The organism is Streptomyces sp. BE303 (assembly GCF_036290945.1).
Taxonomy (GTDB): domain Bacteria; phylum Actinomycetota; class Actinomycetes; order Streptomycetales; family Streptomycetaceae; genus Kitasatospora.
On record NZ_JAQYWZ010000911.1, the window covers coordinates 195,097 to 208,908 of the forward strand.

At 72.8% G+C, this 13,812-nt stretch carries 17 protein-coding genes and 1 pseudogene; 11 read left to right on the plus strand and 7 right to left on the minus strand.

Features of this window, described 5'->3' with window-relative positions; translation table 11 throughout:
• The first annotated feature begins 51 nt into the window (after positions 1–51).
• Positions 52–1,383, plus strand: a complete 1,332-nt coding sequence (locus PUR56_RS36405; protein WP_329952100.1) for an MFS transporter — start codon at positions 52–54, stop codon at positions 1,381–1,383.
• 435 nt (positions 1,384–1,818) lie between these two features.
• Positions 1,819–2,439, plus strand: coding sequence for an HAD family hydrolase (locus tag PUR56_RS36410; protein ID WP_329879176.1), 621 nt, complete (start codon positions 1,819–1,821; stop codon positions 2,437–2,439).
• A 40-nt stretch (positions 2,440–2,479) separates the two neighbouring features.
• Here the strand turns inward: PUR56_RS36410 and PUR56_RS36415 are convergent, their stop codons facing one another.
• From PUR56_RS36415 to PUR56_RS36430, 4 genes are all read right to left on the minus strand, one after another.
• Entirely contained in the window at positions 2,480–3,085 is a 606-nt protein-coding gene (locus PUR56_RS36415) for a CatB-related O-acetyltransferase (protein ID WP_329879175.1), read from the minus strand.
• Between the two features lie 130 nt (positions 3,086–3,215).
• A complete protein-coding gene (locus tag PUR56_RS36420; RefSeq protein WP_329952101.1) occupies positions 3,216–3,419 on the minus strand; it encodes a DUF397 domain-containing protein in 204 nt (67 codons plus the stop codon).
• A gap of 70 nt (positions 3,420–3,489) precedes the next feature.
• Positions 3,490–3,699 (minus strand): DUF397 domain-containing protein, encoded by a 210-nt coding sequence (locus PUR56_RS36425; protein ID WP_329879174.1) that lies wholly within the window; start codon positions 3,697–3,699, stop codon positions 3,490–3,492.
• Complete coding sequence (locus PUR56_RS36430; RefSeq protein ID WP_329879173.1) at positions 3,696–4,550, minus strand: helix-turn-helix domain-containing protein; 855 nt, start codon at positions 4,548–4,550, stop codon at positions 3,696–3,698. The genes PUR56_RS36425 and PUR56_RS36430 overlap by 4 nt, the downstream gene beginning before the upstream one ends.
• Positions 4,551–4,808: 258 nt before the next feature.
• Between PUR56_RS36430 and PUR56_RS36435 the strand changes: the two genes are divergently transcribed.
• From PUR56_RS36435 to PUR56_RS36465, 7 genes are all read left to right on the plus strand, one after another.
• Positions 4,809–5,252 (plus strand): ATP-binding protein, encoded by a 444-nt coding sequence (locus tag PUR56_RS36435; protein ID WP_329952102.1) that lies wholly within the window; start codon positions 4,809–4,811, stop codon positions 5,250–5,252.
• Positions 5,249–5,569 (plus strand): hypothetical protein, encoded by a 321-nt coding sequence (locus tag PUR56_RS36440; protein WP_329952103.1) that lies wholly within the window; start codon positions 5,249–5,251, stop codon positions 5,567–5,569. The genes PUR56_RS36435 and PUR56_RS36440 overlap by 4 nt, the downstream gene beginning before the upstream one ends.
• Before the next feature lie 29 nt (positions 5,570–5,598).
• Complete coding sequence (locus PUR56_RS36445; protein ID WP_329879170.1) at positions 5,599–5,994, plus strand: RidA family protein; 396 nt, start codon at positions 5,599–5,601, stop codon at positions 5,992–5,994.
• A gap of 577 nt (positions 5,995–6,571) precedes the next feature.
• Positions 6,572–6,832 carry a hypothetical protein gene (locus tag PUR56_RS36450; protein ID WP_329952104.1) on the plus strand — a complete coding sequence of 87 codons (261 nt, stop codon included), beginning with the start codon at positions 6,572–6,574 and terminating at the stop codon, positions 6,830–6,832.
• Between the two features lie 98 nt (positions 6,833–6,930).
• Positions 6,931–8,169 (plus strand): hypothetical protein, encoded by a 1,239-nt coding sequence (locus tag PUR56_RS36455; protein ID WP_329952105.1) that lies wholly within the window; start codon positions 6,931–6,933, stop codon positions 8,167–8,169.
• Positions 8,170–8,563: 394 nt separating this feature from the next.
• Complete coding sequence (locus PUR56_RS36460; protein WP_329952106.1) at positions 8,564–9,262, plus strand: hypothetical protein; 699 nt, start codon at positions 8,564–8,566, stop codon at positions 9,260–9,262.
• On the plus strand, positions 9,249–9,857 hold the full coding sequence (locus PUR56_RS36465) for a Fic family protein (RefSeq protein WP_329952107.1): 609 nt from the start codon (positions 9,249–9,251) through the stop codon (positions 9,855–9,857). The genes PUR56_RS36460 and PUR56_RS36465 overlap by 14 nt, the downstream gene beginning before the upstream one ends.
• Before the next feature lie 153 nt (positions 9,858–10,010).
• Here PUR56_RS36465 and PUR56_RS36470 read toward each other — a convergent pair.
• Together PUR56_RS36470 and PUR56_RS36475 are read right to left on the minus strand one after the other, a co-directional pair.
• Positions 10,011–10,747, minus strand: a pseudogene (locus PUR56_RS36470) (AAA family ATPase).
• 112 nt (positions 10,748–10,859) lie between these two features.
• Complete coding sequence (locus tag PUR56_RS36475; RefSeq protein WP_329952165.1) at positions 10,860–11,528, minus strand: DNA-binding response regulator; 669 nt, start codon at positions 11,526–11,528, stop codon at positions 10,860–10,862.
• 67 nt (positions 11,529–11,595) lie between these two features.
• Between PUR56_RS36475 and PUR56_RS36480 the strand changes: the two genes are divergently transcribed.
• Both PUR56_RS36480 and PUR56_RS36485 read left to right on the plus strand, forming a co-directional pair.
• The gene (locus PUR56_RS36480) at positions 11,596–12,438 is read left to right on the plus strand and encodes an oxidoreductase (RefSeq protein WP_329952108.1); all 843 of its coding nucleotides are present in this window, start codon (positions 11,596–11,598) and stop codon (positions 12,436–12,438) included.
• A gap of 407 nt (positions 12,439–12,845) precedes the next feature.
• The gene (locus PUR56_RS36485; RefSeq protein ID WP_329952109.1) at positions 12,846–13,190 is read left to right on the plus strand and encodes a hypothetical protein; all 345 of its coding nucleotides are present in this window, start codon (positions 12,846–12,848) and stop codon (positions 13,188–13,190) included.
• A 100-nt stretch (positions 13,191–13,290) separates the two neighbouring features.
• Here the strand turns inward: PUR56_RS36485 and soxR are convergent, their stop codons facing one another.
• Positions 13,291–13,794 (minus strand): redox-sensitive transcriptional activator SoxR, encoded by a 504-nt coding sequence (soxR, locus tag PUR56_RS36490; RefSeq protein WP_329952110.1) that lies wholly within the window; start codon positions 13,792–13,794, stop codon positions 13,291–13,293.
• Positions 13,795–13,812: the final 18 nt, after the last annotated feature.

Below are 13,812 nucleotides of genomic sequence, written 5' to 3' on the forward strand. Positions count from 1 at the left end.
CTCTCGGACCGGCTTGACTTCAAGCGCGCGTGAACCGCTTGCCTGGCCCGCATGATCTCATCTGCCCTGCGCTCCAGGCTGCCCCGGGACTACCGGCCGCTGTTCGAACGGCGCGGACCGTTCCGGCGGCTGCTGCCCGCCTTCGCGGTGTCCGACCTCGGCGACGGAACGAGCGTGGTCGCGGTGGCGTGGCTCGCGCTGCAACTGGCCCCGCCCGGCGGTTCCGGCCTGCTGGTGGGCGCGGCCGTCGCCGCCTACGTCCTGCCGGGCGCCGCCGGCGGGCTGCTGCTCGGCCGGTGGCTGCGCGGCCTGCCCGCGCGGCGGCTGATCCGGGCCGACGCCTGGACCAGGGCCGTCCTCCTCGGCTGCGTCCCCCTCGCGTGGGCGCTCGGGGTGCTCGGCCCGGCGCTCTACCTGGCGCTGCTCGCCGGCTCGTCCCTGCTGCACGCGTGGGGCAGCAGCGCCAAGTACGCGTTGGTGGCCGAGGCCGTGCCGCCCGGGCAGCGGCTGGCGGCGAACGTCCTGCTGAGCACGAGCACCTGGGTCGCCACCGTCGCCGGACCGGCGCTCGCCGGGGCGCTGGCGGTGGCCGTCGCCCCGGCCTGGCTGATCGGGCTGGACGCGCTCTCCTTCGCGGTCCTGGCCGTCCTGGCCGTCCGCTCGGGCCGCCCGGGCGGCAGGGAAGTGGGCCGGGAGGAAGAGGGCCGGGAGGACGGCGTGGCGGCGGCAGTGGCGCCGCCCGCCGGACCGCGTCGCTCGGGCGAGGGCCTGCGCGTCCTGCGGACCCGGCCCGGGCTGCTCGGACTGCTGGCGTTGACCTGGTTGTTCAACCTGTTCTACGGCCCGGTGGAGGTCGCCCTGCCGCTGTTCGTCGGGCAGGACCTGCACGCCGGACCGGGGCTCCTCGGCCTCTACTGGACGGCCTTCGGCCTGGGGGCGGCGCTCGGCACCCTGGCCGTCGGCGCGCTGCGGCGGCTGCCGGTGTGGCCGATGCTGCTGGGCATCGTCGCCGCCCACGGCCTGGCCATGCTGCCGTTCGCCCTGCACGGGCCGAGCTGGCCCTCGGTCGTCGGCTTCGCCCTGGCCGGGGTGGTCTACGGGCCGTACAGCGCGCTGGCGCTCAGCCTGTTCCAGGACGGTGTGCCGCCGGCCGCCCTGACCGCCGTGCTGGCCCTGCGCGCCTCCGTCCTGCTGACGGCGGGCCCGGTGGGCACCGCGCTGGGCGGCCCGCTGACGGCCGTCCTCGGCCCGCGCCAGGTCCTGGCGGGCGCGGGCCTCGCCATGGTCGCCGTAGCGGTCGGCGCCGCCGTGGTGAGGGTCCGGTCCCCGGCGAGGGGGCGGATCCCGTCGCCGGCAGTGCTCCTGAGGCAGGAGACGCGGTAGCGGTCCCGCTGCGGCTCGGGACGCCGGGTACCGCCCCGCACAGGACGTCGGACCGGTCGACTTCCTGTGCGGGGTCTTTCCGGACGGTTCGTGGCCGGGGCAACCCGCCGGGCTCCACAGCGACGGTGACGGCGGCCCGTCGGCGGTGTGTCGGTCCTCGCAGAGCGCACGACGGAGGCGGCTTGCGCCGGTAGTCGGCCGGTCCGACTTCCTGTGCGGGATCCTGCGCTGATCAGGGTGATCGGTGGGGGCGAACGGCTGGAGGCTGCGCGGGTGCTGCTGCTCGGGCGGCGTCGAACAGCGGGAAGCCGACGGGTGCCCGGGCATGGGCGCACGGCCGTGAGTGCCGGCCCCGACGGACGAGCTCGCGTGTGGAGTCCGACGGCGCGGGGCCGGGTACCGGGGAGGGGGGAACGACTCACCAGGGGGAGCGGGATGGCCTATCGCGGTTTGATCGTCGACTTCGCGGGCGTGCTGAGCACTCCGCTCGGACTGTCCGTGCGGGCGTGGTGCGATCGGCAGGGGCTGCCGTCGGACGCGTGGCGCCGCGCGCTCGTGGACGACCCGGCGGGGCGGGCGCTGTACGTGGAGCTGGAGTTGGGCCGGATCTCGCAGGCGGAGTGGAACCTGCGGACGGCGGAACTGCTGGGCGGGATCGAGCACGAGGACCTGATGGGCCGGGCCCACGCGGAGGTGCGGGCCGTACCGGAGATGGTGGCCCTGGTGGAGTCGGCGCGACGGGCGGGGCTGGCGGTGGCGCTGCTGTCCAACTCGTACGGGGTGGATCCGTACAACCCGTACGTGGCCACCGGGGTGTGGGATCTGTTCGACGTGCAGGTGATCAGCGGGGACGTGGGGTTGGCCAAACCCGACCCGGAGATCTTCCGCCTCACGCTGGACAGGATGGGGCTGGCGGGCGAGGACTGCGTCTTCGTGGACGACTACCCCGCGAACCTCCTTCCGGCGGAGGAGTTGGGGATCACCACGGTGCACGCCGACGGGCCGGCGGCGGCGAGCCGGGCGGCGGGGATCCTGGGTCTGGCGCCGGGGCAGTGAGACGGGGGGAGTCCCGGGCGCGCGCCGCCGGAGGGGGCGGTCACCTGTCCGGCGCGGCGGCTTCGAGCGCGTCCAGGGAGCCGGACATGACGGTGCGCAGGTGCTGTGTGAGGTGTTCGGCCGGCCAGTCCCACCAGGCCAGAGCGAGCAGGCGGGCGACGTCGGGTTCGCTGTAGCGGGTGCGGATGAGTCCGGCCGGGTTGCCGCCGACGATGCCGTAGTCGGGGACGTCGTCGACGACGACGGCGCCGGACGCGACGACGGCGCCGTGGCCGATCCGGACTCCGGGCATCACCATGGCGCCGTAGCCGATCCAGACGTCGTTGCCGACGACGGTGTCGCCCCGGCCGGGGAGACCGGTGAGGAGGTCGAAGTGTTCGGCCCAACTGCCGCCCATGATGGGGAACGGGAAGGTCGACGGGCCGTCCATGCGGTGGTTGGCGCCGTTCATGATGAACCGCACGCCGGTGCCCAGCGCGCAGAACTTGCCGATGACCAGCTTCTCCGGACCGTAGTGGTACAGGACGTTGCGGGTCTCGAAGCCGGTGGCGTCGTCCGGGTCGTCGTAGTAGGTGTAGTCGCCCACCTCGATCAGGGGGGACGTCACTAGCGGCTTCAGGAGGACCACGCGGGGTTGCTCGGGCATCGGGTGAAGGGTCGAAGGATCCGGCGGGGCGGAACTCACGGCAGCACTACTCCGATCACGGGCGGGGACGACGTGTCCGTGATCGTAACCTTCGTGTGCCACCCGACCGGGGGCCGGCCTGCTGGGTTGGTCAGGTGTGGGTGGCGAGTTCGCCGGTGTGGATGGCGGTGATGAAGGCCCGCCAGGCGTCGGGGGTGAAGGCGAGAGCGGGCCCGTCGGGGTCCTTGCTGTCCCGGACGGGGACGGCCTCGGCGAGGCCGTCGGCGACCTCGATGCAGTTGCCGCCCTCGCTTCCGCTGTAGGTGCTCTTGCGCCATGCCGGGTCGGTTTGCATGGATACTGCCTTTCCTGATGCCGTTGTTGCAGGCCCGGCGCCGTGGTGGGCGCCGGACCTGCTGGGTTGGTCAGGTGTGGGTGGGGAGTTCGCCGGTGTGGATGGCGGTGATGAAGGCCCGCCAGGCGTCGGGGGTGAAGGCGAGGACCGGTCCGTCGGGGTCCTTGCTATCCCGGACAGGGATGAGGCCCGTGAGACCGTCGGCTATCTCGATGCAGTCGCCTTGGCCATTGCTGTAGGTGCTCTTGCGCCACTGGATGGGTTCGAAGGTCTGCTTCATGTCTCGTACTCCTCTGCGACTTTCCTCAACCATGTGACGGACTTCTCGGGCTGCACGGACGAAGCCATGAGACGAAGGAACGTGTCCTCATGGCGCGCGACCTCGGTCGGCCGTTCCGTGTAGGTGCTGCTGGTCGTTGCCTCGGAGTAGGCCACGCTGCCAGGGATGTCGCTGAACGACAGCACAGAGAACGACGCTCCCATGGCCGCGTGTGCTCCGGCTGAAAACGGGAGGACCTGGATGGTGATGTTGGGCTTCTCATCCGCCATGAGCGCGAGATGCCTCAGCTGTGCCGCCATGGCTGGCCCGTTGCCGACGGGTCGCCGTATGACGGCTTCGCCGATGATGGCCCAGAACTGCGGGGGATCCTGTCGATTGAGAATGTGCTGACGGTCCATTCGGAGTGCCACGCGGCGCTCGACCTCTTCTGTGGACTCCGTGGGATTCATCGCTCGGATGACATGTCGGGCGTACGTCTCGGTCTGGAGTAACCCAGGAACCAGCTCACACTGGTATGTCACGATCTTCGTGGCGTCCGTTTCGAATCCGACGTAGGCCCGGAACCAGTCCGGCAATGCATCGCCGTAGGCGTGCCACCAGCCCTGCTGACGACTCTGCCGAGTCAGACTGAGGAACTGTCTCACCTCTTCGGGTGAGCTGATCCCGTAGTGGGCCAACAGCTTCGCCGCGTCACGTTCTTGTAGTGAGACCAGTCCGCTCTCGATGCGACTCAGCTTGGAGGCGGACCAGCCGAGGGCCGCGGCGACATCCTTGGCATTCATCTCGCGTGACGCACGCAACTTGCCAAGCTCACCGCCGAGCCTACGTCGCAGCACGGTCGGACTGCTCACTCGTCACACTCCCTGGCTGTTCGGTTCCTTGCATAGTCTGCCACCCCTTCCAGAGCCTCAACCATGATGGCTGAAGCTGCAATTGCTGGCGACTTGCGCTTGCATGCAATCCATCCTGAGGTGCATGCTACACGGAGTAACTCGACGGTTCGTCTGAGTGATCAAGGCGGCTGGTCGCCGGGCATTCCTTTGCCCTCCTGGCCGTCCTCGTGGCAGCACCACGCCTTCAACTCCCTGTACCTGGAAGGTGAATCCGCCATGTCCGGAACCTCCCCCGCCTCCTCCCTCTCCTGCTGGCTGCTGCGCAGCCGGCGTTCGCCCGGGGAGGCCCGGCGGATCCTCGAACGGCTGCTCGCCGACGCCCCCGGCGGCGAGCGCTTCCTCGACACCGGGCGGCTGCTGGTCACCGAGTTGGTGACCAACGCCGTCGTCCACGGCACGCCGATCGGCCGTCGGGTCCGGCTCGTGCTCCACGTCGACCGGCGGCGCCTGCGGATCGAGGTGCACGATGCGCGTGGGGAGCGCGGTCCCGTGTTCCGCGCCGCCAGCGGGGAGGACGAGTCGGGGCGGGGCATCCTGCTGGTCAAGCTCCTTGCCCGCCGGTGGGGTTGCTGCCCGCGCGACGGCGTCGGCAAGATCGTCTGGGCCGAGGTCGCCCCCGCCGCCGAGCCCGCTCCCGCCTCCGGCGAGTGTGCCGCGTGACGGACCGCCGCCCGGTCACGGCCGAGATCACCGGCGGCATCCTGCCCCCGACCACCTACCCGCTCCTCCCGGGAGCCCTCTCCGCGCTCTGGTTCGCCCTCCAGTTCCGCCCGCTCGGCAGGGTGCAGTGGGAGCGCTTCGAGCGCTACCTGACCGGTCCCGGCGCCGACCGCTTCGTCGCCGAACACCTCACCGGCATCGGCCCGTTGTCGCTCCAGGTCCTGTTGCCGGACGGCGTGCACCACCTGCGCCTGGGCTGGACCGGTGCCGAAGCCCCCGGTGCCGACACCCCCGACACCTCCGGCGCCGCCCGGTAGGCCGTCCCCGTCCCTGGGAGTATGGCCCGATGGACAACACCCCGCGACGGAACATCGGTTCCGGCTCCCCGCTCGAACCCCGCATCGGTTTCTCCCGGGCGGTCCGCAAGGGCCCCTACGTCGCGGTCGCCGGCACCGCGCCCATCGGCGCCGACGGCGCGACCGTGGGCCCGGGCGACGTCCACGCCCAGACCGTGCGCTGCCTGGACATCGCCGAGGCCGCCCTCGCGGAAGCGGGTGCATCGCTCGACGACGTCGTGCGGACCCGCATCATGCTCACGGACGTGAGCCGGTGGGAGGAGGCCGCGCGGGCGCACGGCGAGCGGTTCGCCTCGATCCGTCCGGCCTGCACGTTCGTCGAGGTCTCGCGCTTCATCGACCCCGACTGGCTCGTCGAGATCGAGGTCGACGCCGTCCTCGGCTGACGTCCGGCTGCCACCAGTCGGCCGCCGGCCTCAGGTGCCGACGCCGCCGAGTGCCTGCGTGTGCGGCCTGCATGCCAGCTGTGGTTCGAGGGTCGGGTTCTACGCCGGCCCCGTGGCGAGCAAGACGGGTGGGTGGCGGTGCCCGGCCGGTGGCGACCGGCTGGCGACTGGGGCTCGGGCGGAGGCGTGGTTCTGTTCGGGGCGCTGTCGGTCGGCGCACTGGCGGCTGGTGGGGCGCGCGACTGGTGGGGCGTACGGCTGCCAGGGGGGCCGCGATCCAGGCCGGAGAGGGGGCGGCGTGCCCGGCGTGCGGGACCTCGTGAACGGTGGGGGTGGGGCGCCTGGAGGGGGCGGTGTTCTGCTCGGGGCGATGCCGGACCCGGGCGTGGAGGGACCGGGCGGGGCCGGTGGCCCGGCCTCGCTCCCGTGGCGACCCGACCGCCGGTGCAGTGAGCCGCTCCGTTCCCCTGCGCCTCTACTCTGCGCAGGATTTGGCGCTGATCCTGCGCTCGGGGCAGGGGGCCGGTCGCCGATGGTGAGAGTCGGCGGCTCCGGGCGGTCGGGTGCGTGATCTGCGGTGACGGATCTTGTGGGTGCGGCTCCGCAGGGGCGGTACGACGAGGTGGTGGCGGAGGGTCGCTCGCCGGTCGGGGAGATGGGCCGGCTCCAGTTCCGGATCGGGGACATCGCCTTGGAGATCGCCCCGATGCGCGCGGTGGGCGGCCACGACCCGCCGGTGGTGGAGGGGCTGACCACGGTGGCGCCGACGGGGAGGCGGGCCGGCGTCGATCCCGGTGCCGTCGACGACGGCCCCGGTGGACGCGGCGCGGATGTGTAACGGATCGTCAGGGCTGGTGCCTCTCTAAGGCGGGGGCGCGATCTCGCCGATGGCGCCCCCGCGATGCGACACCTACCGAGGAATCTGGGGATCGACACATGAGGCGAGTACGAAACTGGGCCGTGGCCGCACTGGCGGCTACCGTGCTGACGGCGGCGACGGCCACCGGGGCCACCGCGGCCGGGGCGCCGGAAGCCGACGGTGTGCAGGTGGACGGCGCGCGGGGGGCTGGGGCGCGCTTCGCGCCGGCGAAGCTGCCGTTCGAGGACGCGGTGCTCAGCTCCGGTGCGCAGCTCGACGCCCGCACCACCTGGGCGGCCGGCTTCCGGATCACCGGGGCCGACCAGGCGCCGCGGTTCACCCCGGTGGTCGCGGAGCGGGTGGGAGGGAACGGTGAATGGCGTGAACTCCCGTCCCCCACCACAGACTTCATCGGCCGGGCGACGGCGGTGGCGGGCAGTTCGCCGCGCGACGCCTGGCTCGTGGGCGATCGCGATCGGCGCACCGGCCGGATCCTCGCCCAGCACTGGGACGGCACCGCGTGGACCAGCACCACCGTCGAGGCGCCGCCCGGCGAGATCGGCTCCCTCCATCTGCTCGGCGCCTCCGCGCCGCGGCCGGGCCGGGCCTGGGCGGTCGGTCGTGCGGCGGTCGTCACCTCCCGGACCCCGGGGCCCGTCCCCGGGAGCGAATCGGTGGAGTACAGGACCACCGGACTGATCGAACGTTGGGACGGTACCGCCTGGCACCGGCTCGCCGCTCCCGAGATCGACGGGGACTGGTGGCTCAGCTCCGTCACCGAGATCGCGCCGGACGACGTCTGGGCGGTCGGGAACACCGCCTACCCCGACGACCGGCCCGTCCTGCTGCACTACGACGGCCGGGACTGGACCAGGGTCGCCGCCCCCGCCTTCACCGGGCTCTACGGCGAGTACCAGAGCGTTGCGGCCAACGGGCCCGACGACGTGTGGGTGGTGGGCCGGGCCGTCCTCACCGACAAGGACCGCGGCCACCCGCTGGTCGCCCACTACGACGGCCGCTCCTGGAGCACGGTGGCCGCCCCGGAGGGCGTGGCCGGCAAGCTGTGGTCGGTCACCGCCGTCCCGGGCGGCATGGCCGCCGTCGGCTGGGACGCGAGCGGCGGGCCGGACCGGCCGCTCGGCCTGCGCTTCACCCACGGCCGCTGGGAGACGCTCGACCTCTCCGTGCCCGGCTACTCCGACCTGTCCTACCAGGCGGTGGTGGCCGGGCCGGGCGGCCGGTTGACCGCTGTGGGCGCCGGCACCACCCCGAAGTCGTCGACCTACCAGCCGATGGTGCTCACCGGCCGCAGGTGACGCCGTCCCGCTCCCGTGCCCGGCCCGGGCACGGGAGCGGGGAACGCGCGGACCCGAATGTCCCGTCTCATTCGATCTTGCTCATGAGCAAGGCCGTGACCTGCGCGGATGCAACGGCATGTGAGATGGGTTCAGGTGGAAGTCTCAGATGCCGTTGCCTCTCAGATGCACTTCGCGGCGGGTGTCTCAGTTGACGATGTCGGTTGCTGCGACTCTCGGTGTGTTGTCGGGTGCTGGACTGGTTCCGGCTCGGAAAATCGTTCGCCAACCCGGGGTCTGCGGGCCGAGACTGATGAGCCCATCACAGCGGACGGAAGAGCGGCCAGCACTGACGTACAACCGAGACACCTTGTCCTTCCCCGAGAACCTCGTGCCCCGAGCCCCTGATCCGGGCATGCACCACTGGGAGGGTCTCGACCCGGACCGTCACCCGTTCACCTGGGACGACGACGAGGAAGCCTTTCTTTGCGCGCTGGTGCGCGAGTGGGTGCCACCCGTGCTCTCCGGCATGAGGGGTCACTGGGAGGGCGAGTACTGGTGTGCAAGCCAGGTGGACGCGATCATCCGGGAGCGGTACGGGAACTGGGCTCAGGGATGGAACTGGTGCTACCGGTACGGCGGGCCCATTGGCAGCTGGGTCACCGGGGCAAGCTCGGTGACGACCCCTGATGAGACTGCGGCAAGCGTCGTGGCCGCGCTGTTGGAGTGGCGGGAGTGGTTGGAGAGGATGGCTCAGCGCTTCGCGGAGCTGGCGCCGCCACCAGAAGCCTCTCCCGAGGATCGCAGCTGGCATCTGGAGCGGGCCTGCGTCCGGCTCGTGACACTCGCGCTGGACTCGGGAGCGGAAGGCGGTTGGCACGGGCAGGCCGCGCGGGTCCTGCGCTGGTTCCTCACCACCACCGGCATGGGGCAGGCCGAGGCTGAGCAAGCGGTGGAGAGCGCGATCGGCGGCCGGTTCAAGAGCTGGGTCGCCCCTGGACGGACGCTGATCGAATCTGTCGGCGAGGACCTCGCCACCGGCCTGACCGGCCATGCCCCCTATCGGGACCACCGTGAGCGGGCGGCCCTGGAGGATCTCCATGACCGCTATTGACAGTCTTTCGACCTGGCTGCGCGTGCGCCGCGAGACCGACTGGCAGCAAGCACCCGCTCTGCGGCGGGGGTTGACTGCGCGCGATGGGTTCCGGGCGTGGTGTGAAGGGCCAGTCCGCCAGCACGACGCTGTCCGCGCCGAGCGCCTGCTCGCCGCCCACACTCTGGCCTGCGCCGATGCTGCACGCCGCGCCCCGCTGGACTTCGCCCTCCTGGCCAGCTGGCAGCGCGAGGTCCTCGGCGGGGTGGAGGTGCCATTCCGTGCGGCGGACGCCTATGCGAAGGCCGGCCGCGAGCGCTATGGCCTCACGTCACGGACCCAGGCTGACTTCGCCGCCTGCCTGTACGAGGCGACCGACCAGGGTCTCCCGCTGGCGGCCCGCGCGGCCCGCGTGTACCTCGACGTGGCGTTCTTCCATCCTTTCACCGACGGCAATGCCCGCTCGGCCCTGCTGGCCTTGGTCCACGTCCTGGCCCGCGAGGACATAGTCCTCTCGGAGGTCGGCCCTCTCCAAACAATCCGTTACGCGGACGACCCGGCGGGCGTCGCTGACCTGGCCACTCTCATCGGCGTGCTCAACCGCCGCCGATGCTGAAGTTCATCAGCATCGGCAGCCCCCCGGCGGCAGGTCACGTGGTCGACGCGGACGGACGCCCGCCCGATCACCGTACCCGGACACCCGCCGTGCACGGACGGCCGAGGCGGCGCGGTGGGGCCGTGTGGCAGTGAGGCAGCGGGGCGGAGGCCTTCAGGTGAGGTGCCGCAGGTAGGCCTCCGGGCGTTCGAGGTAGCGGCGCCAGTGGTCGACGAGGGCGAGGTCCTGCCAGCGGGTGGGCCGGATGCCGTGCTCGCCGACCTCCAGGACCGCCGCGTCCGGGGTGGCGGCCAGGATCGGGGAGTGGGTCGCGCAGACCACCTGCGCGCCGGACCGGCCCAACTCCTGGAGCAGGGCGACCAGCCGCAGGCTGGAGGTGAACGAGAGCGCCGCCTCCGGTTCGTCCAGCACGTACAGGCCGGGCCCGCGGAACATCGACTCGAAGACGGTGAGGAACCCCTCGCCGTGGCTCATCAGGTCGGTGCGCTCCTCCCAGTAGCCGGGCCATCCCTGCTTCTCGGCCATCATCCGCATCGCCGACTCCGCCCGCAGGAGAACCCGCGCCGCCCGGAGCGCGGGCCGGAGGCCATGGCGAGGCCGCGCGGGGCGTACTCCAGGCGCAGGCGCTCGCCGAGGGCGCTCCTCGCGCGCGGCGACGCGTACCGGGAACCGCCGCGCCCGCCGTACGAGTCGAGGCCGAACGCCTCGGCCACCGCCTCGACGACGGTCGACTTGCCGCTGCCGTTCTCGCCGACCAGGAACGTCACCGGCGCGGGCAGGGTGACCCCCGCCCCGACGAGCGCGCGCACGCACGGGACCGTCCACGGCCACGCGTCGCGGTCGTCCGCGCCGAGCAGCTGCGGGTGGACGCGTAGGCGTTCGACGATCATGCGGGGCCTCTCAGGGAAGTGCCCGACCGCCGTCGGAAGCTCGGTGGCCGTACGTCCGAGCCTAGGCGGCGGGTACGACACTCCGGGGTGGGACGGGGCCGCACGTCGGCGGCTACGACCGGCGCAGCCCCAACTCTCCCGCGCGCAGGCCGGCCTGGAAGCGGGAGCCGGCTTCGAGCCGTGCCATCAGCTCGGCCACCCGCCGCCGGTAGGTGCGCAGCGAGAGGCCGAGCCGCCGGGCCGCCACCTCGTCGGTGAGCCCGGAGGCCAGGGAGCGGAGGATCGTGCGGCCGTCCGCGTCGAGGTGCGGGACGTCGCCGGACAGGTAGGCGTCGAGGTCGACGGCGCTGTCCCAGACCGCTTGGACCAGCGCGTGCACGCCGTCGATCAGGGCCTGCGACGTGGTCACGGTGTACTCGCGGCCGGCGGGGTTCTCCCGTCCGGCCAGGATCATCACCCGCCGGTCGATGAGGATGGTCTCGTGCGGCAGCGGTGAGCCGCTGATCCGGACGAGGGCGCCCGCGCCCTGCACCAGCCGCAGGTGGACGCGGGCCTCCTCGTCGGCGAGGGCGACCGGGCTGAGGAGCTTGCGGGTGGTGAAGCCGGGTGCGGCGGTGTCCTTCGGCCGGGTCCGGACCGCGGCCCTCGCCTCCGGCCGGGACCACGTGCGGAGGTCCCTGGCCGCGCACAGGAACTCGGTCTGCGCGGACTCGAAGAGATGGCCGGCGCGCGCGGTCAGTTCCGCGTCGCCGTGGACCGAGAACACCTGCTCGTTGCGCATCCGTCCAGTCTGGCAGCAACTGGCCACGGTCTCGCCGGGGTTCGTGGCGGCGGACAGCATGGCACGCATGACGACCACGACGTTCCCGCTCGGCGGCGACCTCCCTGTCAACCGGCTCGGCTTCGGCGCGATGCGCCTCGCCGCCGGCACGTTCGACGGCCCGCCGAGAGATCCGGCGACCGGTGTCGCGGTGCTCCGGCGCGCCGTCGAGCTGGGCGTGAACCACATCGACACGGCCGGCTTCTACAACCGCGGCGCGGTGCGCGCGAACGAACTGATCCGCAGGGCCCTGGCCCCGTACCGGGACGACCTGGTGATCGCGACCAAGGTCGGTCCGCTGCCCGGTCCGGACGGCGTGCCGATCGGGCAGGCGGGGCCCGGCGACCTGCGCGGCCTGGTGGAGGCGGACCTGCGGGCCCTCGGGCTGGACCGGCTGGACCTGGTCTACCTGCGGGTGGGCGGGCTGACCGGGCCGGGCACCGAGTCGATCGCGGAGCGGTTCGCGGTCCTCGCCGGGCTCCGCGAGCAGGGGCTGATCCGGCACCTGGGCGTGAGCAACGTCGACGCCGCCCAGCTCGCCGAGGCGCGGGCGGTCGCGCCCGTCGCGGCGGTGCAGAACTCGTTCGAGAACGGCCCGGGGCTGCTGGCCGCCTGCGAGGCGGCGGGTATCGCGTACGTGCCGTACTTCCCGCTCGGCGGGGGTTGGGTCCCGCTCGACCTCGAACGGCTCGGCCGGGTGGCCGCCCGGGTGGGCGCGACCACGTCGCAGGTGGCGCTCGGCGCGCTGCTGGCGTCCTCGCCGTCGGTGCTGGCGATTCCGGGTACCGGGTCGCTCGACCACCTGGAGGAGAACCTCGCGGCGGGCGGTCTGGTGCTCGGTGCGGAGGACCTGGCCGAGCTGCGCGCCTGACCGGGGGCACGGGGCGCGTCCCGGACTGCGGCTGCGCGGGCTCCCGTGGCTCGGGGTGGTCCCGTGGCGCAGGGTGGTCCTGCGGATCCGGGTGTTCCTCCGTCCGCGCGGCCGGTCCCGGGGCGGTGGCGGCTTCCGGTCGATGAGCGGGCGGCGGGGCGTGGGATGCGCGACCCGCGCGCCCCGCCCGGCCCGGTGCGTCCCGCCCGTTCCCGCCGTGCGGCGCGGTGCCGGGGAACGCGGCAGCCGGCGGCGGGTGCTGGCGACAATTCCCCTGTCATATGCGGAACTTCACGGTCCCTCCCTATAGTCGCCGAGGCGTCTTTGGCGGGGTGCCCTCGCCGGAGCGCCGTCCGGCCGCGGGTCGCAGCGGCACATCACCACCGACAAACGAGGGCGGAACCATCGTGCGTGGGAACACCAGGGGCAAGAGGGTCGGGATCGCGGGCTGTCTGCTGGCCGGGATCGCGGCGGCGGCCGTCGTCACGGCCCCGGCCGCCGAGGCGCGGACCGCGTCCCCGACCCGGACCGAGGGCGTGAACTGCAGCACCGGGAGCTTCGGCTCGGACGGTAGCCAGTGGTACTACAACATCTCCTGCTCGGCCTGGGGCACGAGCAAGTGGTGGGTGAACATCAGCTGCTCCGACGGCACCACCCGCACCTCCGGCCCGAACACGGTCTTCATGAACGTGCGGGTCTACTGCCCGCCGAACACCACACCGATCCAGGGTTGGGTGACCTACACCGCCTGACCCGGGACCGGCCCGGGCGACCGGGCCCGCCCGGGCCGGTCTGCGCCGCCGCCCCGCTCGGGGTGGCGGCGCAGCACGTCGGCGGGCCGACCTGCGGTCGTCACTCCGTGAGCTCCCGCGCGGCCGGCTCGGGGCCGGTGGCGGGGTCGCGGGTGAGGAGGTAGCGGGCGCCGGGGCCGCCGGCGGCGGCGCGGTCGCCGGCGTTGTAGAGGGAGCAGCGGGTGAGCGAGAGGCAGCCGCAGCCGATGCAGCCGGTGAGCTTGGCCTTCAGGCGTTCCAGTTCGGCGATCTGCTCGTCGATCCGGCTCTGCCAGGACTGGGCGACGCCGTCCCACTCGGCGCCGCTGGGCGCGCGGCGCTCGGGGAGGCGGTCGAGGGCGACCTTGGCCTCGTCGAGGGAGAGGCCGACCCGCTGGGCGGCGCGGACGAAGGCGATCCGGCGCAGGGCGCCGCGGGCGTAGCGGCGCTGGTTGCCGGTGGTGCGGGTGGCGTGGATCAGCCCCATCCGCTCGTAGTAGCGCAGGGCGGAGGTGGCGAGGCCGCTGCGTTCGGAGAGCTGGCCGATGGTGAGGAGGTCGTGGCGGCCCGGGGGGTTGACGGTCATGGGATCACTGTAGCGGCT